The sequence below is a fragment of the Mycolicibacterium aichiense genome, from assembly GCF_010726245.1.
GTDB classification, from domain to species: domain Bacteria; phylum Actinomycetota; class Actinomycetes; order Mycobacteriales; family Mycobacteriaceae; genus Mycobacterium; species Mycobacterium aichiense.
Window position 1 is genome coordinate 5,026,569 of record NZ_AP022561.1, and the last position, 19,446, is coordinate 5,046,014.

At 67.9% G+C, this 19,446-nt stretch carries 22 protein-coding genes; 8 read left to right on the forward strand and 14 right to left on the reverse strand.

The annotated features are described in order from the left end of the window. Positions 1 to 55: 55 nt before the first annotated feature. From G6N32_RS24250 to G6N32_RS24265, 4 genes are read right to left on the reverse strand one after another with little or no spacing between them, the layout of a single operon-like run. On the reverse strand, positions 56 to 802 hold the full coding sequence (locus G6N32_RS24250; protein ID WP_115318562.1) for a phosphoglyceromutase: 747 nt from the start codon (positions 800 to 802) through the stop codon (positions 56 to 58). Between the two features lie 24 nt (positions 803 to 826). Further along, positions 827 to 1,393 (reverse strand): type III secretion system chaperone family protein, encoded by a 567-nt coding sequence (locus G6N32_RS24255; protein WP_115318561.1) that lies wholly within the window; start codon positions 1,391 to 1,393, stop codon positions 827 to 829. Beyond that, positions 1,390 to 2,685, reverse strand: coding sequence for a D-inositol-3-phosphate glycosyltransferase (gene mshA / locus G6N32_RS24260; RefSeq protein WP_115319052.1), 1,296 nt, complete (start codon positions 2,683 to 2,685; stop codon positions 1,390 to 1,392). The genes G6N32_RS24255 and mshA overlap by 4 nt, the downstream gene beginning before the upstream one ends. Before the next feature lie 52 nt (positions 2,686 to 2,737). Further along, on the reverse strand, positions 2,738 to 4,069 hold the full coding sequence (locus tag G6N32_RS24265; RefSeq protein ID WP_232077308.1) for an ROK family protein: 1,332 nt from the start codon (positions 4,067 to 4,069) through the stop codon (positions 2,738 to 2,740). Between the two features lie 195 nt (positions 4,070 to 4,264). Between G6N32_RS24265 and G6N32_RS24270 the strand changes: the two genes are divergently transcribed. Further along, positions 4,265 to 5,014 carry an SDR family NAD(P)-dependent oxidoreductase gene (locus G6N32_RS24270; RefSeq protein WP_115318560.1) on the forward strand — a complete coding sequence of 250 codons (750 nt, stop codon included), beginning with the start codon at positions 4,265 to 4,267 and terminating at the stop codon, positions 5,012 to 5,014. Here G6N32_RS24270 and G6N32_RS24275 read toward each other — a convergent pair. The 3 genes from G6N32_RS24275 to G6N32_RS24285 form a co-directional block, all read right to left on the reverse strand. After that, complete coding sequence (locus tag G6N32_RS24275) at positions 4,998 to 6,371, reverse strand: L,D-transpeptidase (protein WP_115318559.1); 1,374 nt, start codon at positions 6,369 to 6,371, stop codon at positions 4,998 to 5,000. The two genes, G6N32_RS24270 and G6N32_RS24275, sit on opposite strands and share 17 nt — an antisense overlap. 75 nt (positions 6,372 to 6,446) lie before the next feature. Continuing rightward, on the reverse strand, positions 6,447 to 7,403 hold the full coding sequence (locus G6N32_RS24280; protein WP_115318558.1) for a hypothetical protein: 957 nt from the start codon (positions 7,401 to 7,403) through the stop codon (positions 6,447 to 6,449). Between the two features lie 119 nt (positions 7,404 to 7,522). Further along, on the reverse strand, positions 7,523 to 8,611 hold the full coding sequence (locus tag G6N32_RS24285; RefSeq protein ID WP_115318557.1) for a UDP-N-acetylmuramate dehydrogenase: 1,089 nt from the start codon (positions 8,609 to 8,611) through the stop codon (positions 7,523 to 7,525). Between the two features lie 5 nt (positions 8,612 to 8,616). On the opposite strand from G6N32_RS24285, the gene G6N32_RS24290 reads away from it, so the two are divergent. From G6N32_RS24290 to G6N32_RS24310, 5 genes are read left to right on the forward strand one after another with little or no spacing between them, the layout of a single operon-like run. Continuing rightward, positions 8,617 to 9,123, forward strand: coding sequence for a DUF2505 domain-containing protein (locus tag G6N32_RS24290; protein ID WP_115318556.1), 507 nt, complete (start codon positions 8,617 to 8,619; stop codon positions 9,121 to 9,123). A gap of 22 nt (positions 9,124 to 9,145) precedes the next feature. Continuing rightward, positions 9,146 to 9,658 carry a DUF2505 domain-containing protein gene (locus G6N32_RS24295; RefSeq protein WP_115318555.1) on the forward strand — a complete coding sequence of 171 codons (513 nt, stop codon included), beginning with the start codon at positions 9,146 to 9,148 and terminating at the stop codon, positions 9,656 to 9,658. After that, positions 9,615 to 10,436, forward strand: coding sequence for a class I SAM-dependent methyltransferase (locus tag G6N32_RS24300; protein WP_115318554.1), 822 nt, complete (start codon positions 9,615 to 9,617; stop codon positions 10,434 to 10,436). The genes G6N32_RS24295 and G6N32_RS24300 overlap by 44 nt, the downstream gene beginning before the upstream one ends. Before the next feature lie 4 nt (positions 10,437 to 10,440). Then, positions 10,441 to 11,262 carry a carbon-nitrogen hydrolase family protein gene (locus tag G6N32_RS24305; protein WP_115318553.1) on the forward strand — a complete coding sequence of 274 codons (822 nt, stop codon included), beginning with the start codon at positions 10,441 to 10,443 and terminating at the stop codon, positions 11,260 to 11,262. After that, complete coding sequence (locus tag G6N32_RS24310; RefSeq protein WP_410432202.1) at positions 11,259 to 12,194, forward strand: LmeA family phospholipid-binding protein; 936 nt, start codon at positions 11,259 to 11,261, stop codon at positions 12,192 to 12,194. The genes G6N32_RS24305 and G6N32_RS24310 overlap by 4 nt, the downstream gene beginning before the upstream one ends. Positions 12,195 to 12,197: 3 nt before the next feature. Here G6N32_RS24310 and deoC read toward each other — a convergent pair whose 3' ends face one another. From deoC to G6N32_RS24340, 6 genes are all read right to left on the reverse strand, one after another. Further along, entirely contained in the window at positions 12,198 to 12,881 is a 684-nt protein-coding gene (deoC, locus tag G6N32_RS24315; RefSeq protein ID WP_163789426.1) for a deoxyribose-phosphate aldolase, read from the reverse strand. After that, on the reverse strand, positions 12,881 to 13,273 hold the full coding sequence (locus tag G6N32_RS24320; RefSeq protein WP_115319050.1) for a DUF2599 domain-containing protein: 393 nt from the start codon (positions 13,271 to 13,273) through the stop codon (positions 12,881 to 12,883). Before G6N32_RS24320 ends, deoC begins: the two co-directional genes overlap by 1 nt. Positions 13,274 to 13,296: 23 nt before the next feature. After that, entirely contained in the window at positions 13,297 to 13,572 is a 276-nt protein-coding gene (locus tag G6N32_RS24325) for a DUF2516 family protein (protein ID WP_172507268.1), read from the reverse strand. Between the two features lie 53 nt (positions 13,573 to 13,625). Then, positions 13,626 to 14,240: a heparin-binding hemagglutinin gene (locus G6N32_RS24330; protein ID WP_115318551.1), complete on the reverse strand. Its 615-nt coding sequence runs from the start codon at positions 14,238 to 14,240 to the stop codon at positions 13,626 to 13,628. Between the two features lie 64 nt (positions 14,241 to 14,304). Further along, complete coding sequence (locus G6N32_RS24335) at positions 14,305 to 14,697, reverse strand: helix-turn-helix domain-containing protein (RefSeq protein ID WP_036343176.1); 393 nt, start codon at positions 14,695 to 14,697, stop codon at positions 14,305 to 14,307. A gap of 92 nt (positions 14,698 to 14,789) precedes the next feature. Further along, the gene (locus G6N32_RS24340; RefSeq protein WP_232077311.1) at positions 14,790 to 16,124 is read right to left on the reverse strand and encodes a DUF445 domain-containing protein; all 1,335 of its coding nucleotides are present in this window, start codon (positions 16,122 to 16,124) and stop codon (positions 14,790 to 14,792) included. Positions 16,125 to 16,234: 110 nt separating this feature from the next. Here G6N32_RS24340 and G6N32_RS24345 point away from each other — a divergent pair, with 110 nt between their 5' ends. Beyond that, positions 16,235 to 16,933, forward strand: a complete 699-nt coding sequence (locus G6N32_RS24345; protein WP_115318550.1) for a TetR/AcrR family transcriptional regulator — start codon at positions 16,235 to 16,237, stop codon at positions 16,931 to 16,933. Here the strand turns inward: G6N32_RS24345 and G6N32_RS24350 are convergent. Beyond that, on the reverse strand, positions 16,926 to 17,840 hold the full coding sequence (locus G6N32_RS24350) for a DUF4344 domain-containing metallopeptidase (RefSeq protein ID WP_115318549.1): 915 nt from the start codon (positions 17,838 to 17,840) through the stop codon (positions 16,926 to 16,928). The two genes, G6N32_RS24345 and G6N32_RS24350, sit on opposite strands and share 8 nt — an antisense overlap. A gap of 197 nt (positions 17,841 to 18,037) precedes the next feature. Here G6N32_RS24350 and G6N32_RS24355 point away from each other — a divergent pair, with 197 nt between their 5' ends. Beyond that, on the forward strand, positions 18,038 to 19,438 hold the full coding sequence (locus G6N32_RS24355; protein WP_115318548.1) for an ICP22 family protein: 1,401 nt from the start codon (positions 18,038 to 18,040) through the stop codon (positions 19,436 to 19,438). The last annotated feature ends 8 nt before the right edge of the window (positions 19,439 to 19,446 follow it).

Genomic DNA, 19,446 nt, shown 5'->3' on the forward strand with positions numbered 1-19,446 from the left:
ATGTATTCCGCCCCCGTTTACCTCGCGTTTGCCAAATCCGGGGCGAACACCGTAGTTACTTGGCGCCTTGGCTGGCGACCGCGGCCGCGCCTGCGGCGGCGGCCTCGGGATCCAGGTAGGTGCCGCCCGGCACCCGCGGCTTCAGATCGGCGTCCAGGTCGTAGCGAAGCGGAATGCCGGTCGGGATGTTCAGGCCGACGACGTCGGCGTCGGACATGTTGTCCAGATACTTCACCAGGGCCCGCAGTGAGTTGCCGTGCGCGACCATCAACACCGTCTTGCCCGCCCGCAGGTCCGGAACGATCGTCTCGGTGAAATACGGCACGAAGCGGGCCACGACGTCGGCCAGACATTCGGTCAGCGGGCCGCCGTCGATGTCGGCGTAGCGCGGGTCGGCGTCCTGGCTGTACGTGCTGCCCTTCTCGATGGGCGGCGGCGGGGTGTCGTAGCTGCGCCGCCACAGCATGAACTGTTCCTCGCCGTACTTTTCCTTGGTCTCGGCCTTGTCGAGGCCCTGCAGCGCGCCGTAATGCCGCTCGTTGAGCCGCCAGTTGCGGGTTACCGGGATCCACAGCCGGTCGGCGGCGTCCAGCGCCAGATGGGCGGTGGTGATCGCGCGGCGCAGCAGCGAGGTGTAGAGCACGTCGGGCAGCAGCCCCTGCTCGGCCATCAGCTTGCCGCCGCGCACCGCCTCAGCGCGACCCTTGTCGGTGAGATCGACGTCCACCCAGCCGGTGAACAGGTTCAGCGCGTTCCATTCGCTTTCGCCGTGCCGCAGCAGGATCAGTGTGGAGTCAGCCATGCCGAAATACTCTCACGACACCGATCAGTGGTCGCGGCCGTTCCCGTTCACCTCGTCGTCGATCAAGTGCTCGAAGGCCGCCAGGTTCTTCAACGACTCGCCTCGCGACACCCGCCACGCCCACTCCTTCTGGATCGAGGACTTGAAACCCAGTTCCAGCAGGGTGTTGAAGTCGGTGTCCACCGCCTCGAGCACCTGGCCGAGCACGCGGTCCAGCTCGTCGGCGGTCACCGACTCCAGCGCCATCCGCCCGATCAGATAAATGTCGCCGGTGTTGTCCAGCGTGTAGGCCACCCCGTAGAGCCGGCGGTTGCGCTTGAGCAGGAACCGGTAGACACCCTGGTGGTTTTCGTCGGGCTGGCGACAGACGAACGCCTCGACGCGCACCGAATGCTCGCCGACGCTCAGCAGGGTGTTGGTCTTGAGCTTGCGCTCCCCCGGCAGCTCGACGATCAGTCCCGGCAACCCGCCATGGGCGCCTTCGTGACGGGTGTAGACCAGCCCGTGCTCGTCCAGCGCCTTCTCGATGACCTGATGGACCTCGGCGGAGCCGATGCGCGATCCGCCTTCGGCTTCTCGCTCGCCACTCATAACCGCACACCCCGCCGCATGGACCAGCGCCGCCCGTTGCGCTTGGCCAGCGCGTCACCGGCCGCGCGGCGGTGCCGGGCGGAGGCGTAGTCGTCGATCGCGTGGCCGTAGCTGGTCAGCAGTCCGTCAACGGTGTGTGCCCAGGAGAAGCCCTGTGCATGCGCGACGGCCGCTCGGCTGAGTTCGTCGGGGTCGCGGGCCAGCAGCCCGGCGATCGCGTCGGCCCACCGGCCGGGCTCGTGGCCGTCGACCAGCGCGCCGCTGACACCGTCGGCCACCGCCACCGGCAACCCGCCGACCGCGGCGGCGACCACCGGGGTACCGCACGCCTGCGCCTCCACCGCGACCAGACCGAACGACTCCGAATAGCTCGGCACGGCGACCAGATCGGCGGCGCGGTAGACGTTGACCAGTTGCTCGCGCGACTGGGGCGGAAGGAAGGTCACCCGGTCTGCCATACCCAGTTCGGCGGCAAGACCCACCAGCGCATCGGGGGTGGCCAGGCCGCTGCCCGACGGCCCGCCGGCCACCAACACCCGCACCCCGGGCAGCCGGGCGGCGGCGCGCAACAACACATCGGGCGCCTTGAGCGGCTGGATGCGCCCGACGAAGGCGACCACACGCTCGCCGTCGGGCAGGCCCAGCGCCGCCCGTGCGGTGCGCCGGTCACCGGGGGTGAACGTTTCCAGGTCGACGCCCGGGTAGACCACATCGATCCGCCGGGGATCGGCGTTGTGCAGCGAAATGAGTTGGTGCGCTTCATCTTCGGTGTTGACGACCAACCGGTCGGCCTCGTCGACCACCTGCTGTTCACCGACCGCACGCAGCGGTGGCTCCGGCGAGTCACCGTCGGCCAGTGCGGCGTTCTTCACCGCTGCGAGCGTGTGGGCGGTGTGCACCAGCGGCACCGCCCATCGGTCCCGCGCCAGCCAGCCGACCTGGCCGGAAAGCCAGTAATGCGAATGCACGATGTCGTAGTAGCCGGGCTCGTGGTTGGCCTCGGCGCGCAGCACACCGGCGGTGAACGCGCACAGCTGGGTGGGCAGGTCGTACTTGTCGAGTCCCTCGAAAGGCCCTGCCACGACGTTGCGCACCAACACCCCGGGCGCCACCCGGACCAGCGGCTGATCCGACGACGACGTCGCCCGGGTGAAGATCTCCACCTCTACCCCGCGCCGCGCCATGTGCAGCGCGGTCTGGAGTACGTAGACGTTCATCCCGCCGGCGTCACCGGTCCCGGGCTGAGCCAGCGGAGAGGTGTGCACCGACAACACCGCGACGCGCCGCGGCATCGCATCGGTCGAGCTGTCGCTCAGTTCCCGGGCGTGCCGCACGCCTCCATCTTTACACCGCTGCTTCGCGACGGTTCTGCGCCCGTCTCAGCGCACCGATCGGGTCGGCGTACAGGCCGCCCAATGAGACGATCCCGGCGCCGGCCTCCTGCACCCGGTTCCCGAATGCGGTCACCCGGATATCGCGGCCCGGCAGCACCGACCGCCCGGCGAACGCGGCCTCGACCAACTCCATGCCCTCGGGGTATTCGGTGAAGGCCTGGCCGCCGACCACCAGGTCGTCGGGGTTGAGCATGTCGCGCAGCAACGCCACCGCGCCGCCCAGAACACGGGCCCGCTCGGCCAGCAGTTCCCGGGCACCGACCGCGGCCGGTGTATCGCCCTGGCGGGCGGTGCGCAGCAGCGTGGTCATCGACGCACCGGGCCCGGAGCCCGGCACGATGCCACGCTTGCGGGCCGCGGCCAGCACCGCCTCGTCACTGACCGTCGACTCCAATTGCCCACTGCCGCCGAGCAATTCGGAGGTCACCGGCAGCGCGGCAATGGTGCCGGGACCGCTGATCGGGCTGTGCACCCGGCCGCCGATCACCAGCGCGAAACCGACGGTCTCACGCGCGTAGACGTACAGGCTGCTCGACGCCTGCGCGGGCGTCCGACGCAGCCCGAGCAGCAGTTCGGCGCCGGCCATCGCGTCCACATGGGATGCCACCGACACCGGCAGACCCAACGCCTCGGCCAGCACCGGACCGACGGGGGCCTGTGTCCAGCCCAACCGGCTGTGGTCGACGTGGCCCGTGCCGCTGTCGACCACGCCACCGATCGCCACACCGATCCACAGCGGACGGCGGCGATGCCAGCGGCTCAGGTAACGGCGGGCGCTGCCGGCCAACGACGCCAGTGCGGCGGCCTGACCGCCGCGCGGCGTCGGGGTCTCGACCGCGTCGAGGGTGCGGCCGAGCAAGTCGGTCGCGACGATGTTCGTGGTGCGCGCGCCGATGTGGATACCGAGGGTGAGGAACGGCTCGTGGTGGACCTCGACGGGGACGCGCGGGCGGCCGATCGCGCCCGACACGGCGAGGTCGGCCCGCTCACGCAGGATCCCGGCGTCCAGCAGGGCGGTGACCTGGCGGTTCACGGTTGCGATCGACAGGTTGGTGACCTGGGCGATCACATCGCGGCCGATGGCGCCGCGCTGGCGGACGGCTGCGAAGACCGATGCGGCAGCCGCATCGGGGATCCGCAGTGACGGGGCCACGATGTGGTGGCGGGTCCGCAGCGGATGCGGGCGCGCAGCGACGCGGGCCGCGTCATGGGTGCCGACGCGGGCCGCGTCATGGGTTGAACTGCGGAGCGGATCGCGGGAAGAAAGGGCGACGGTACGCATTGGGTGTCCTTCTCGAGTCTTCGGGTGGGGGCTTATGCCACACCTGGCGACGTGAGCGGGACGAGAGAAGAAAGTCCGGTCGGGTCAGGCGCAGCGAGTCGCGTGACAACAACACGCGGTGTGCGCGACCAGACAACTGGTCAGACCGATTCGGATCACGTTGGGGAATTTAGCACAGTTACTAGAGTTGGTTCGATGATCACTCCAGACGCCCATTCCCGTGTAGCGGTAGTGACCGGGGCGAGCTCCGGCATCGGCGAGGCGACTTCCAAAACTCTTGCCGCCCTTGGCTTTCACGTGGTCGCGGTGGCGCGCAGGGCGGATCGCATCGAACGGCTGGCCGACGAGATCGGCGGTACCGCGATTGTGGCCGACGTCACAGACGATGCCGCCGTCGCCGGGTTGGCGGAGCGCCTGCCGCGGGTTGATGTGCTGGTCAACAACGCCGGCGGCGCCAAAGGCCTGGAACCGATCGCCGAGGCGAACCTGGACAACTGGCGCTGGATGTGGGAGACCAACGTCCTCGGGACATTGCGGGTGACGCGGGCATTGCTGCCCAAGCTCGTCGAATCCGGTGACGGATTGATCGTCACCGTCACCTCGATCGCCGCGCTCGAGGTTTACGACAACGGAGGCGGATACACCGCCGCCAAGCACGCGCAAGGTGCTCTGCACCGGACTCTGCGCGGCGAGCTCCTGGGAAAACCGGTGCGGCTCACCGAAATTGCGCCTGGGGCGGTGGAGACGGAGTTCTCACTGGTGCGCTTCGGCGGCGACGAACAGCGCGCCGACGCGGTGTACTCGGGAATCACCCCGCTGGTGGCCGCCGACGTCGCCGAGGTGATCGGCTTCGTCGCGTCACGGCCGTCGCACGTCAACCTGGACCAGATCGTGCTGCGGCCCCGAGATCAGGCCAGCGCCAGCCGGTTCAACCGCCGGTCGTAGCCGAACTCGTCGTTGTCGGGGCGGTCGTGGTCGTCGAACTCGACGACGAGCTGGACGTGCTCGGGCTCGGGGTCGTCGTCGTGGGCGTTCCCGACAAGGTCGGTGCGTCGGTCGGGGTGGCCGGTGCGGTGCTCGGGATGCTGGTCTCCGGCTGCGTGTCCGACAGCGCCGACATCGACTTCCACTCGTTCCAGTCCACCGCCCAGTCCCAGATGTCGCCGTCGGCATAGGACAGCTGGATCGACGTGCCGGTCACCTCGACCGGGTCGCCGTAGACGGCGGTACCGAAGTACTGCTCGGCATCACTGGTGGACAGGTTGATACAGCCGTTGGTGACGTTGGTGTTGCCCTGCGCGCCGGAACTGGCCGGGTTGGCGTGGATGAACTCGCCGTTGTTGGAGATCCGAACCGCCCAGCGCTCATGGACATTCGAATATCCGGCGGCCTGGTTGGTCATGTAGAAGTCGGCGTATTTCTCGCTGACGACGTGGATGCCGCTGCGGGTCACGTTGCGGGGCTTGTCGGCTTCGCCGTAGCTGCACGGGAAGTCCATGATCACGCCCTCGTCGGTGATGACCTGGATGCGGTGCGACGTCGCATCGGCCTTGACCACCTGACGGCGGCCGATCTCGAAGTCCAGGGTGGAGTCGGTCGCGCCGAAGGAGTCGTCGGCGAACTTCACGCCGTAGAGCTTGGCGTCGACGTGGACCTTGGTGCCGGGCTGGTAGTACTCCTTGGTCCGCCAGTGCACCCGTGAGCCGCCCACCTCGTCCGGCAGCCAGGCCCAGCTGCCCTCGTTCGGCGGCGTGGTGGTGACCGTGAGCGCCTTTTCGACATCTGGCTTGTGCTCGTCGTCGATCGCGGCGTCGAACTGCAGGATGATCGGCGCGGCCACACCCACGGTCTGCCCGTCGGACAACTGGAACTGGCCGTTGACCTGCTTGGTGGGGTTGATCGTGGTGAACGCCGCCGCGATCGGCACAGCCTGCCCGTCGCGTCCGACCGCCGAACCGGTCCAGGTGTAGGACGCGCCGTACCCCAGCGGCTCGGTGACCGTGAATGCTGTGCGATCGCGGTTGAGCGCGCCGGCCACCGGCTTGCCGTCGACATTGCTCAGTGCGACGTGCTGCAGCCAGCCGTCCTTGACCTCGAGGCTCACCGGGGTCGTGGGCAGCACATCCGTGGCGTCGTTGGCCGGGCTGAAGTTCAGCGAAGCCTTCGGCGGGGGTCCCTGCTTCTCGGCCTGTTTGCCAGGGGTGGTCATGCAGGCCGCAAGCGCACTGGGCGCGGCAACGCCGACCGCCAGCGCTGTCAAAGCGCGTCGCCGGTTGATCGGCGGTCGGTCGGCTGGGCTCACGTCAATCCAAGATACGGAACCCAGCCGCCCGGCTGCCAATCGGCGCAGTGTGGGCTTCGCCCCACCTGCCCGAGATCAGAGCCCGAAGATCGCCAGGAACGCCGGTGCGGCGCCGCCGAACTTCGATCCCGCAAACACGATGTCACCGGCGGCCAGCGTGATCGTCACGCCGGACTGAACGGTGCTGAACTCGTCCCAGGTCACCGACAGCGACCGAGCCGGGGAGAAGAACCCGCCGACGGGAATGTGCGCCACGATCGCCGGACCTGTTCCACCGGTCGGGATCGGCAGGTCGAGGGTGCTGGTGCCGAACAGCAGGGCGTTGGTGAACTTCGGCGCGGCCGCGGCCCAGGCGACGAACGCCCCCGCGATGTTGCCGCTGCGTGCCGCATTGACGAAGGTGTTCAGGCTGTCGGCCGCGCTGAGCCCGGCGCCGACGAACGCCCCGGCCGCGCTGGCGGCGAATGCCACCGCGGGCGGCAGCTGCAGGGTCCCATCGGTCAATGCCGTCGTGCTGGTCGGCGTGGGCGTCGCCGAGAACGTCGACGTTCCGCCGATCGAGAACTTGGCACCGCCGAGCGGAGTCTTGGCGGTCACGTCGATCGCCACCGGCCCGCTGTCAGGCGGGGTCGGTGCGGTCACGTTCGCGACGAACGAGATCGGACCGAACGGCGTGTCGATGGTCTGGTTGATCGGCGGAAGGCTCGCGTTGGCGCCGGCGGTCTTGCGTGCGGGCTTGACGCCGGCGGCCGGCTTCGAGACCGCCGCACTCGAGGGAGCGGTCGTCACCTTGGCGACTGTGCGGGCCGAGGCGGCCACGGTGCGCTTGGGTCCGGCGTCAGACTTGGTGGACGAGCTCGAGGAAGCCGAACCCGACGCCGAATGGCCGCCGGTGTCAGCCGAAGCGACCGCAGTCGCGCCGGCCAGCGCGGCGCCCACGCCCAGGGTCAGCGCCCCGGCGCCCAGCCACGTCTTGACGCCCAATGAGCGATTGCGGCCCCGATTGACAGTTTTGGTGCTGGCAGTAGCCATTTCACATCCCCCGTAGATGATCTAAGCAAACCCGTAGGCGGGCTGACACCCACCATTCTCCCCATTTTTCGTCGCGCGGGTTAATTATCAGAATATTCGTGAACCGGCGTCGGAAGTGGCTACAGCGAACAGCCGACCAGCACCGGTTCCGGCACCAGAGTGATGCCGAAGCGGTCCCGCACACCGTCGCGGATCGTGCGCGCCAGCGCCAGCACGTCGGCGGTCGTCGCACCGCCGCGATTGGTCAGCGCCAGCGCGTGCTTGGTCGACAGCCGGCACGGCGCGCCGTCCGGGCCGGGAAAGCCCTTCCCGAAACCGGCGCTTTCGACCAGCCAGCCGGCCGCCAGCTTGACCCCGTCGTCAGCCGGGTAGTGCGGAACCGGACCGTCCCAGCGGCTCTGCAGTTCGTCGAATTGCTCCGCGAGGATAACGGGATTGGTGAAGAACGATCCGACACTCCAGGTGTCGTGGTCATCGGCGTCGAGCACCATGCCCTTGCGGGCACGCAACGCCAGCACCGCCTGGCGCACGTCGGCGGGTGCGGCCCGCTCCCCCGCGGGAACGCCGAGCGCGTCCGTCAGCTCCGCATACCGCAGCGGCGCCGAGCGGCCGTCCGTGGTCAGGCCGAATTCCACCTCCAGCACCACCGCGTCGGACGAGTTCTTCAGATCGCTGTGCCGGTAACCGAGACCCAGGTCCGCCGCGGCGACCCACCGCACCAACGAGCTGCGCCGGTCCAGCAAACGGACCCGGGTCAGGTAGTCCGCCACCTCCACGCCGTAGGCGCCGACGTTCTGCACCGGGGTGGCACCGGCCGATCCCGGGATCCCGGACAGGCACTCCAGCCCGCCCAGCCCCGCCGCGACGGCGGCAACCACGACGTCGTCCCAGACCGCGCCGGCGTCGGCCCGAAGCAACCCGCCCTCGACGCTGATGGTTCGGCTGGCCAGCAGCACGACGGTGACCTCGGAAAGGTCGTCGGCGATCACCACGTTGGAACCCCCGGCCAGCACCAGAACCGGGCCGTCGGAGTGGGCATCGAGGGTGCGCAACGTCGACACGATCTGGTCGGTGCTGGTGCAGGTGACCACGCGACGCGCGACCGGACCGACCCGCAGGGTGGTCAGGGGAGCCAGCGGCACGTTCTCGGCAACCGCCGCGCCACCGTATGAGTTCCCAGCTGCCACGGCCCGTAACGGTAGCCTCACCAGCTATGCCGCGCTCATTCGACATGGCCACCGCCTACGAGGGCAGCGTCGAACAAGTGCACCAGGCTTTGCGCGACGAGCAGTATTGGTTGGCGCGGTTGGCCGATTCCGGCGCCGACCACGCGTCGCTCGACTCCATTCGGTTGACGGCCAACGGCGGCGTCGACGTGGCGACCACCCAGGTGCTCAGAGTGGACCGGCTGCCGGCCGTGGTCACCCAGTTCCACCACGGCGACCTCGAAATCCGGCGAACGGAGAGCTGGACCGGACTGGTCGACGGCACAGCCGAAGCCAGCGTCAGCGGCACCATCCCGGGCGCGCCGGTGTCGTTGACCGGAAGCGCTCAGCTGACACCGGCAGAGTTGCAGGCGCACTTGGCTTTTCGCGCCACAGTCGAGGTTCGCATCCCCCTGGTGGGCGGAAAGGTGGAGAACTTCATCGGCCACCAACTGGTCGACCTGCTGATCGCCGAGCAGAAGTTCACCACCAGGTGGATCGCCGAGAACAGCTGACGTCACAGGTACCGTTGGGCTCATGTCCCGCCGCATGGACTACGTCATCGGGCTCGACAAGCCCGTCGCTGAGCTGTATCAGAGCTTCACCAGCCGCGAGTACTGGGAAGACCTGGTCGCCGAGCATCAGCAGCACACGGATTCAGAGATGACGCATTTCCACTCCGACGCCAACGGCACCGACATCGTGTTCACCCACACCGTGTCGCGCCGCGATATGCCGTCGATGATCGCCGCGGTGGTTCCGTTGCGGCTCACCATCACCCGCGAACAGCATTTCGACCCGTTCGACCCCGCGAAGAATTCAGCCGACGGTCACTACCGGGCACTGGTACCCGCCGCTCCGCTGGACTTCGACGGCACCTACGTGCTGCAACAGACCGGCGCGGGAAGCGAACTGCGCCTGCGCAGCCTCTGCAAGGTCAACGTGCCACTCCTCGGCGGCAAGATCGAGAAGTGGGTGCTGGACGGTCTACGCGGATTGTTCGACAATGAACGGGATTTCACCCGCGACTGGATCGCCGGCCATCACTAGACCACCACGGCCGGTGGGTGTTCCCACCCGCGGCACCACCAACGCCAACCGGCTGCGGCGCGCCGATCGCTGGATGGTCAACTGCCCCCGGGTGCGCACGGCGCTGGAGTCGGCCACCGCCCCGGTGATCGTCGACCTGGGATACGGCCGATTACCGGTCACCACACTGGAATTGGCCACACGGCTTCGTGCGGTCCGGCCCGACGTGCGGGTCGTCGGATTGGAGATCGACCCGCAACGGGTGGTGCCCGACGTCGACGGGGTCGAGTTCAGGGTCGGTGGATTCGAACTCGCGGGCCTGCATCCGGTCCTGGTGCGGGCGTTCAACGTACTGCGGCAGTACCCCGAAGAGGCGGTCGACCAGGCCTGGACGCAGATGCGGACCCAACTGGCGCCGGGCGGCCTGATCGTTGACGGCACCTGCGACGAGCTCGGGCGGCGCTGCTGCTGGGTGCTGCTGGACCGTGACGGTCCGGTGAGCCTGACCCTGGCGTGCGACCCCCGGCATATCGACCGCCCGTCCGACCTGGCCGAGCGGTTGCCGAAAGTGCTTATCCACCACAATGTTCCGGGCCAGCCGATCCACGACCTGCTGTCGTCGGCGGACCGTGCCTGGGCGAGCGCAGCCGGGCATTCGGTGTTCGGACCGCGTGATCGTTGGCGCGCGATGCTCGCGGAACTGCGGGCGGCCGGTGCTCCCATCGAGGCGCAGCGGCGCTCCGTCCGCGATGCGGTGCTCACCGTCGGATGGTCGACGGTCGCGCCGGACGTAGGCTGAGCGCATGCGGATTGCGCTGGCCCAGCTGCTGTCGGACACCGACCCGGCCGTGAACCTGAAGCTGGTCGAGGACTACACCCGTCGCGCCGCCGACGCCGGTGCCCGGCTGGTGGCCTTCCCCGAAGGCACGATGTGCCGCTTCGGTGTGCCGCTGGCCCCGGTGGCCGAACCACTCGATGGCCCCTGGGCCGACGAGGTGCGCCGCATCGCGCACAGTGCGGGCATCACCGTGCTGGCCGGGATGTTCACTCCCGCCCCCGACGGCCGGGTCACCAACACGATCCTGGCGACGGGGCCAGACGTCGACGCGCACTATCACAAGATCCACATGTACGACGCGTTCGGATTTGCTGAATCCGAGGCGGTAGCCCCCGGCCGGGAGCCCGTCGTGATCACCGTCGACGGCGTCGGCGTCGGCATCACCCTGTGTTACGACGTTCGGTTTCCCGCGCTGTACGCCGAGCTCGCCGACCGCGGAGCCCAGCTGATCACCGTGCACGCCTCGTGGGGCGCCGGTCCCGGCAAGCTGGAGCAATGGACCCTGCTGGCCCGCGCTCGCGCGCTGGACTCACAGTCTTTTGTCGCCGCCGTCGACCAGGGCTACCCGGGCGACGAGCTGGCGACGTCGACCAAGGCGCCGACCGGTGTCGGGGGCAGCGTGGTGGCCTCACCGCTCGGCGAAGTGGTCGCCGCGGCGGGCGACGATCCGCAGCTTCTGGTGACCGACATCGACATCGATCGGGTCGCGCCGACCCGGGAAACCCTCGCGGTGCTGCGTAACCGCTCAGAGTTCGCTCAGATTGATAAGGCAGAATCGCCCAGGTGACGAATCCGCCACAGGGCCCCAATAATCCCTTCGGCCCCGGCGACCCGACCACGCCGGCATGGGCCGCCTCCCCGGGTCAAGGCACACCCACCGAGTACATCCCCCGACCGGGCGGCCCAGCCGATGCGCCGACCCAGCACATTCCCCATGTGCCACCGCCGTCGCAGACACCGCCCGGCGAGGAGCCGGAAGAGGGTAAGCGGGGCTTCCTGCGCGACCCGCTGTCGATCGTGCTGGTGCTGGTCATCGTCGTGGCCGTGGTGATCGCCGGTCTGCTGGGCACCGAACTCTATGTCCGCCATGAAGCCGACACCGTGGTGTCGCGGGCCGTCTCCTGCGTGGTGCAGGACCAGGCCGATGTCTCGTTCGGGGCGCGGCCCTTCCTACTGCAGCATCTCTCGCGGCACTACAGCGACATCCACGTCCAGACCGCGGGCAATCAGATTCGCGGCGCCAAGGGCATGAAGCTCGACCTGTGGCTCGATGACATCCGGATTGACCAGACCGCGAACTCGGCCGGCACGATGGGCTCGCTGGACGCCACGATCGCCTGGACCAAGGACGGCATCAAGGAGACCGTGCAGAACGCCATCCCGTTCTTCGGCAGCCTGGTCAGCGGTGTGAGCACGAGCCCGTCTGACGGCACGATCGAGCTGCAGAGCGCAATGGGCTCCATCACCACCAAACCGGCGATCTCCAACGGCGGCCTCACCCTGCAGGTGGTGAATCTGACCGGCCTGGGCTTCACGCTGCCGCGGGAAACCGTGCAGCCGGCGCTGGATGCCTTCATGTCGACGCTGACGAAGAACCTGCCGATGGGCATCCACGCGGACAGCGTCGCGGTGACCGACGAGGGCGTCACGGCCAAGTTCGTCACCCAGAATGCGACCATCCCCAACGGCCAGCAGGATCCCTGCTTCGCCGGGGTCTAGAAACTAGACCGGCAGCCCGTCGAGCACCGCTCGCGTCCCGGACAGGCCCAGCCTGGTCGCGCCCGCGTCGAGCATCGCGATGGCGTGCTCGGCGGTGCGGATACCGCCGCTGGCTTTGACGCCGAGGCGGCCGCCCACCGTCGCCGCCATGATCTCGATCGCGACCACTGATGCGCCGCCCGCGGGGTGAAATCCGGTGGAGGTCTTGACGAAGTCGGCGCCGGATTCCTCGGCGGCCCGGCACACCGCGACCAGCGTGTTGTCGTCGGCCAAGCTCAGCAGGGCGGCCGATTCGACGATGACCTTCAGGACGGCTCCGGGCACCGCGGACCGGACGGTCGCGATGTCGGCCGCCACCTGGGCGATGTCACCGGCCAGGGCGGCCCCGACATCGATGACCATGTCGATCTCGGTCGCACCGTCGTCGACCGCCGCCCGAGCCTCCTGCGCCTTGATGGCCGGCAGGTGCTTGCCCGACGGGAACCCCGCGACAGCGGCGACGACCAGGCTCTCGGGGTGCGTGCTCGCGGCCTTGACGGCGACGGACACCATCGACGGGGACACACAGACTGCCAGCACGCCGAGGGCAACGGCCTCGTCGACCAGCGCAATCACGTCAGCGTCGGTGGCTTCCGGTTTGAGCAGCGTGTGGTCGACCAATGCGGCGACCTCACCTCGGGTAGGCATCAGAACGGCTCCTCGAGCCCACCCGGGTTGCAGCCGGCTTCGGTCATCGTCTGGTCGTCGACAACGGGCCGCCATGGCTCCAGATTCCAGCTGGACTTGCCGGGGTGACCGAACTCCGCGAACCGGAAGTGGCAGACGAACTGGTCCCGCATCCCGGGCAGGTCTGCTTCGGGTGCAAGGGCCAGCACCTCACCCCAGGCTTCGTCGATGTCGGTCTGCGGCTTGAGCAACTGACCGGCCACCGCACGGCCGGCCGGCGTGGGATAGACCCGCAGGCTCTTCAGATCGCCCCAGTCGGCCCAGGTGACGTGGTCGATATACGGCGGAGCGGGAGTGGGCGCGGCAGCGGCCGGGGCGGCCAGACTCAGCCCGGCCGGGACGGCCAGGAGCACCGCGGCCAGACGGCGTCGAGCGCTCAGCGCGACTTCCCCTGGACCTCGAGCAGCTTGGGCCGCACGTCCACCAGGTAGACGCCGGCGGCCACGGCGGCGATCGCCACGCCCGTGACTCCCAGGAACAGCGACAGCAGACCCGCGACACCGAGAATCACCAGCCATACCGGCTTGGTGAGCTTCTCGGCCGCGGTGTACGCATCCGGCCGCTGCATCGCCGCATTGACGAACGCATAGATGGTCACCGCGGTGACCGCCCAGAAGACGACCTGAAGAACAAGACCCGCCACACCTTGCAGCATCACGGCTACAAGCGTAGGCGGGTCTTGTCCTTACGACGAATTGCTTCTGCTTACTTCTGGGTGACCTTCTTGGCCGGCGCCTTCTTGACGGGGGCCTTCTTGGCCGCAGCCTTGGCCGGGGCGGCCTTCTTGGCCGGCGCCTTCTTGGCCGGGGCGGCCTTCTTGGCGGGGGCGGCCTTGGCGGGCAGTTCGACGCCGACCAGCTTGGCGGCGCGCTCACCGACGGCACGAGTCTGCGACGACACGTTGCCCAGGGCCTCCTGGGTCAGCTCGACGGCCTGGTCGACGTAGCCCTCGGCACGAGCGGCGACGTCCTTGAGGTCGGACTGGTTGCGCAGGCGCTCCAGGGCGGCTTCGCCGCGCTCCACGAGGCTGTTGTAGGTCGCGGTGGCCGACTCGACGTAGCCCTCCGCCGCCTTGCGCAGTTCCTCGCTGGACAGCCGGCCGCGCAGCTCCTCGGCGCGCTGCGGCAGGTCTTCCTGCAGCTTGGTCAGCGCGGCGCGACGCTCTTCGACGCGGGTGCTGGCCTCGGTGCGGGCCTCGTCGGCACGATCACGCAGGGTCGTGAGGATTTCGTTGACGGTGGCAAGGGCCAGATCGGCAGCGCCGACCGCAGCGAGCAGCGGGGCCTTGAGGTCTTCGACATTGGGGTTGTTCTCAGCCATCGTAGTGGCTCCTTTCGAATTGAATGTTGTTGTCAGTCAGAGGTTTTCGTCAGTTGCTGGTCTGTTACTCAGGGATGAGCTCCTCACGGGCAGCTTCGTTCTGCTGACAGAACGAGGTGTAGATATCGAGCAGTACCTGCTTCTGACGCTCGGTGATCACGGTGTCGCCGATGATCGCGTCGTGCACCATGCTCGCCTCCCCGGGCTCGAGAATTCCCGCCCGGATGTAGAGCACCTCGGCCGACAGCCTCAGCGCCTTGGCGATTTGGCTCAGCACCTCCGCAGACGGCTTCCGCAGTCCCCGTTCGATCTGACTGAGGTACGGGTTGCTGACACCGGCCTTCTCGGCCAACTGCCGCACCGAAACCTGAGCTGCTTCACGCTGCGCCCTGATGAAGCCACCGATGTCATGCGCGGCGTTGGACACCACGGCCTGAAGATCGCCGTCTTGCGCCATGAGTTCCCTCCCGTCGCGATGGGTGTCCGGTGCGTACGAACGCCACCCTACGCGGGGGTGCTAGCTTTTGCAAGCACTCGTGCTAGCGCAGGTCAGAACAGTAATTGCGCCACGGTGTAGATGATCAAGCCGGCCAGCGAGCCCACCACGGTGCCGTTGATCCGGATGAATTGCAGGTCGCGTCCGACGTGCAATTCGATGCGACGGCTGGCCTCGTCGGCGTCCCAGCGCTCGATGGTGTCGGTGATGATCGTGGTGATCTCCGCACCGTATTGGCCGACCAGGTGCTGCGCCCCGCGCACGATCCAGTTGTCCACCTTGTCGCGCAGCTCGGCATCGTCGCGCAGCGACTCCCCGATCCGCATCACCGACTCGGTGACGCGGGTTCGCAGTGTGCTCGACGGGTCGTCGACACCCTCGAGCACCAAGCGCTTCAACGTCTTCCACGCCGTCTCGGCCGCACGCGCGACCTCGTCGCGTTCCATCAGCTGCTCTTTGACCGCCTCGGCGCGAGCGATCGTCGCATCGTCGTTCTGCAGATCGCTGGCGAACTCGAACAGGAATCGGTTCGCCGATTGCCGCAGTTCGTGATTCGGGTCGCGCCGCACCTTGTCGGTGAAGTCCATGAGCTCGCGGTGGATCCGGTCCCCCACCAGCTGGTCGACGAATTTCGGTGACCAGCTGGGTGAGTCACGGGTGACCACCCGCTCGATCGTGTCGCCGGCATTGAGCGCCCACTGGAAAGCGCGGTCGCACAACAGCTGGATGAGGGCTTCCTGCCGATTCTCCGCCAGGAGCTGCCCCAGCACCCGGCCCACCGGCGGCCCCCACTGCGGTTCGGCGAGACGACGCACGATCGTGCGATCGATGACCTGCTGGATGTCATCGTCGTTGAGCAGTTCCACCACGACCCGCAACACGGTGCCTGCCTCGGTGGCGACCCGCTCCGCGTGTGACGGTTCGGATAGCCATTTGCCAAGGCGCCCGGCCACTTCGGCGTCGCGCAGCTTGGTCTCCACCACCGCCGGTGACAGGAAGTTCTCCCGCACGAAGGTGCCAAGACCCTCGCCGAGCTGATCCTTCTTACGCTTGATGATCGCGGTGTGCGGGATCTTGAGCCCCAGCGGGTGACGGAACAGCGCGGTGACGGCGAACCAATCGGCCAGCGCGCCGACCATTCCGGCCTCGGCGGCGGCTCCGACGTACCCGATCCAGGCCGGGCCGCCGTGGGCCTGGCCCCAGCGACAGGCCAAGAAGATCACCGTCGCACCGATCAGGAAGCTCAGCGCCACCGCCTTCATCCGGCGCAGGCCACGTGCTCGTTGTGCGTCCGCCTCCGGGTCGGCTCCGGCGAACGATTCCGCAAGGGAGGAACCTGTGCGGACTGCCTCCGTCGGCAACGCCGGGAGGCGGTGTTTGGCTGCCACTCCACCATCATCCGCTATCGCGCGACCCAGTTAATGTGACGGTGCCCTCTGGTCAGACCGTAGAATCGTTGCGAACGAGGGGAACGGACTCCGCGATAGTGGCACAAAATATGAGCCATGGCCTGGACAGCACCCGGGCCAAGACCGACGGTCGCAAGCGACGGTGGCATCAGCACAAGGTCGAGCGCCGCACCGAATTGGTGGACGGCGCACTCGAGGCCGTGCGCCAGCGTGGCCGCGACGTGAGCATGGACGAGATAGCTGCGGAAATCGGTGTCTCGAAGACCGTGCTGTACCGCTATTTCGTCGACAAGAACGACCTCACCACCGCGGTGATGATGCGCTTCGCGCAAACCACCCTCATCCCCAACATGGCCGCCGCCCTGTCATCGAACATGGACGGTTTCGACCTCACCCGCGAGATCATCCGGGTGTACGTGGACACCGTCGCGGCTGAGCCCGCAACGTATCAATTCGTGATGGCAAACAGTTCCGCCAGCAAAACCAAAGTCATCGCCGACTCGGAGCAAATCATCGCCAGGATGCTCGCGGTGGTGCTCCGCAGGCGCATGAAGCGGGCCGGGATGGACACCGGCGGCGTCGAGCCCTGGGCCTATCTGATCGTCGGCGGCGTGCAGTTGGCCACCCACTCGTGGATGTCGAGCCCGCGGATGAGCAGCGACGAGCTGATCGATTACCTGACCATGCTGTGCTGGAACGCCCTGTGCGGCATCGTCGAGGCTGGCGGATCGCTGAAACGCTTCAATTCCGGCCCGCATCCGTCGCCGACGCTGCCGCCGCTCATTTGATATACGGGCCCAGCAAGGTATCCCAGGAGCTGCTCAGCTTGTTGTACTCGTCCTCGCAGCCGTCGGCGCGGTCCTGCGGCAGCGCGCCACTGCTCACCAGATCGGCGTTGCCCGCGGGATCGGCGCCGTAGACCCAACATTCGAGGTTGTACATCCGGGCCAGATCCAGGGTGTGCACGTCGGCGAGCTGACCCTCGTCGATCTCGCCGCCCCGCTGCTCGCTGTATCCCTTGAACTCGCGGGCGAAGTCCTTGACCGCCTGGACCGATTCCGGGTCGATCTTCCCGTCGGGGCCGGGTGCCAGCAGGATGTAGGCGGCCAGTTGATCGGCGACGTCCTCTTCGCGCCCCGTCGCCGGCAGGTCGTAGATGTCGATCACCATGTGTCCGGTCTCGTGATAAAACGTCGCGATCTCGGAATTGATCGCCGACGCCTTCGGGTCGGGGTCACCGGCCTTGGTGTAGATGGTCAGCGCGTCGGCGGCGTCTTCGTAGCAGATGGTGACCGACTTGGCGTCGGGGCTCCAGTAGGCGTTGGCCGTGCCGCACTGCTTGCCGATCAACGGGATGTCGAACGGCAGCTTGAGCGACTCGTTGATGCCGTCGGCCAGATCCTCGAGGAGATGGTCGTTCTTGAGGAGGTCGCGACCGGTCACCGCCTCCGGCGACGTGGCGTCCTCGTAGGTCGCTGTCATCTTGCCCGGCCAGTCCGTGTCGTCAGCCGAGGAGTCCGGTACACCGTTGTCATTGATGTCCTGTTGTCCCGTCGGCGTGGGAGACGCCTGAGCTGTCGACGGGGAGACCACTGACTCCGACGTCGATGTGGCTGAGGTGTCGTGTCCACAACCGGCGGCAGCAACCGCGAAGGCCAGCACCGCTACACCGGTCGACCAGGTTCGTGCCCGCACCAATCCCCCCGAGGCTCATCCGCACACAAGCCAGATGATGTTAACTGTCCGGCCACGAAAACGGACGCGCACGAGCGCAGGAAACCCAACCTCCCATGAAAGTGCTGCGAATCATGTAGAACAATCCTTCGGGGCTGCCCATGAGATATGTCCTCGGGCGGAATGGTTTCGCGTCATAAGGGTCTAGGGAGGCCGGGGTGGACAACGACAGCACCGCAAAATTCCGTAAGCCGGCGGCGGTGATCGCCGCCGTCGCGATATCGACGTCGGCGCTGTTTGCTGGTACCGCGGTCAGTGCCGCGGACCCCTTCGGCGACGACGACGGTGGCGGCAGCAGCTACAGCGGTGGTGACGACGGGGGCAGCGCACCCGAGGCTCCGTCCGGTGGCGGCATGGAGGAGCCCTCGGACGGCGGGATGCAGCAGGAACCGGCCGCCCCCGAGCCGCCTGCCGGAGCTCCTCACGACGAGCCGGGCGGCATCGACATGCCGGGCGGCGGGCTGCACGACGAGCCCGGCGGGGCCGAACCGGCCCCCGGCGCCCCAGCTGAGGACCCGGCCGGCACCCCCGAAGCACCGGGCGGAATGCCCGCAGAGCCCGGCAGCGGCGAAGCCCCCACCGGTGGCGGAACGAACGAGGCGCCCGGCACCCCGGCACCTGCGCCCGGCGGCGGAACGAACGAGGCGCCCGGCACGCAGGAGCCCACGACCGCAGGCGGACTCGCCGAACCGGCAGAGCCGCAGGTATCCCAGGAGGACATCACCACAGCGCTGGCATCCGAGGTCGAGACCACCACGTCCACCGAGGTGACGTCCGAGGAGGTCACCACCTACCAGGAGTCGGTCTCGTCGACGGTGAGCACCTCGACCATGACCACCGGCATGACCCTGAGCAGCCCGGTGACACTGTGGAATTCGAGCTGGATCACCTATGACCGCTTCTACCGTCCGGTGTTCACCAATCCGTACCGCACGCCGCTGAGCGTGCTGTACGACTACGGCGGCAGCACCCAGGTGTTCACGGTCCCTCCGCTGCAGCGGGCTGCGCTGAACGTCCCCAATACCGGCACCTACAACTTCACCGCCATGACGCGTCCGGCGTCCGGTCCGGCCACCAACCTGTCGGTGGGCAGCTTCTCTGGCGGCGGCTACCAGCCGGGCCCCGGCCAGCCGCCGCCGCAGAAGCCGGCGCCGGTGAACACTCAGAAGAACGTGCTGGTTCAGGTCAAGTTCGACCGGGGACAGTCCGAACCGTTCCGGGTGTCGTCGCTCACCGACCTGGGCAAGGATCCGGCCGTCAACAACACCACCAAGGTGCTGCTCGACGAGGAGGTCCCGGCCTGGGGCGAATGGTCGAAGACCGACAAGGGCGACGCACTGTTCGTCATCAACCAGACGCAGCTGCTTCCCGGCATTCAGCGCCCGGCCCAGGAGCCGCTGCCCGGCTACAACGTGAAGCTCACCGCCGCGTCACACTCGACGTCGTGGATCGACAAGAACCGGACCGTCCTGATCAGTGTGGCCGTCGCGGCCGGCGTACTGGCACTGGCCGTGGTCGGGTTCATGGTGGTTTCGCGGCGCCGCGGCACCGGCGGGTGATCGAGGGT

What these genes read in the sequence shown, in the direction of transcription:
- G6N32_RS24250 (WP_115318562.1), bottom strand. Translation starts at nt 802, where the DNA reads ATGGCTGACTCCACACTGATCCTGCTGCGGCACGGCGAAAGCGAATGG.
- G6N32_RS24255 (WP_115318561.1), bottom strand. Translation starts at nt 1,393, where the DNA reads ATGAGTGGCGAGCGAGAAGCCGAAGGCGGATCGCGCATCGGCTCCGCC.
- mshA (WP_115319052.1), bottom strand. Translation starts at nt 2,685, where the DNA reads ATGCCGCGGCGCGTCGCGGTGTTGTCGGTGCACACCTCTCCGCTGGCT.
- G6N32_RS24265 (WP_232077308.1), bottom strand. Translation starts at nt 4,069, where the DNA reads ATGCGTACCGTCGCCCTTTCTTCCCGCGATCCGCTCCGCAGTTCAACC.
- G6N32_RS24270 (WP_115318560.1), top strand. Translation starts at nt 4,265, where the DNA reads ATGATCACTCCAGACGCCCATTCCCGTGTAGCGGTAGTGACCGGGGCG.
- G6N32_RS24280 (WP_115318558.1), bottom strand. Translation starts at nt 7,403, where the DNA reads ATGGCTACTGCCAGCACCAAAACTGTCAATCGGGGCCGCAATCGCTCA.
- G6N32_RS24290 (WP_115318556.1), top strand. Translation starts at nt 8,617, where the DNA reads ATGCCGCGCTCATTCGACATGGCCACCGCCTACGAGGGCAGCGTCGAA.
- G6N32_RS24295 (WP_115318555.1), top strand. Translation starts at nt 9,146, where the DNA reads ATGTCCCGCCGCATGGACTACGTCATCGGGCTCGACAAGCCCGTCGCT.
- G6N32_RS24300 (WP_115318554.1), top strand. Translation starts at nt 9,615, where the DNA reads ATGAACGGGATTTCACCCGCGACTGGATCGCCGGCCATCACTAGACCA.
- G6N32_RS24305 (WP_115318553.1), top strand. Translation starts at nt 10,441, where the DNA reads ATGCGGATTGCGCTGGCCCAGCTGCTGTCGGACACCGACCCGGCCGTG.
- deoC (WP_163789426.1), bottom strand. Translation starts at nt 12,881, where the DNA reads ATGCCTACCCGAGGTGAGGTCGCCGCATTGGTCGACCACACGCTGCTC.
- G6N32_RS24330 (WP_115318551.1), bottom strand. Translation starts at nt 14,240, where the DNA reads ATGGCTGAGAACAACCCCAATGTCGAAGACCTCAAGGCCCCGCTGCTC.
- G6N32_RS24335 (WP_036343176.1), bottom strand. Translation starts at nt 14,697, where the DNA reads ATGGCGCAAGACGGCGATCTTCAGGCCGTGGTGTCCAACGCCGCGCAT.
- G6N32_RS24345 (WP_115318550.1), top strand. Translation starts at nt 16,235, where the DNA reads ATGAGCCATGGCCTGGACAGCACCCGGGCCAAGACCGACGGTCGCAAG.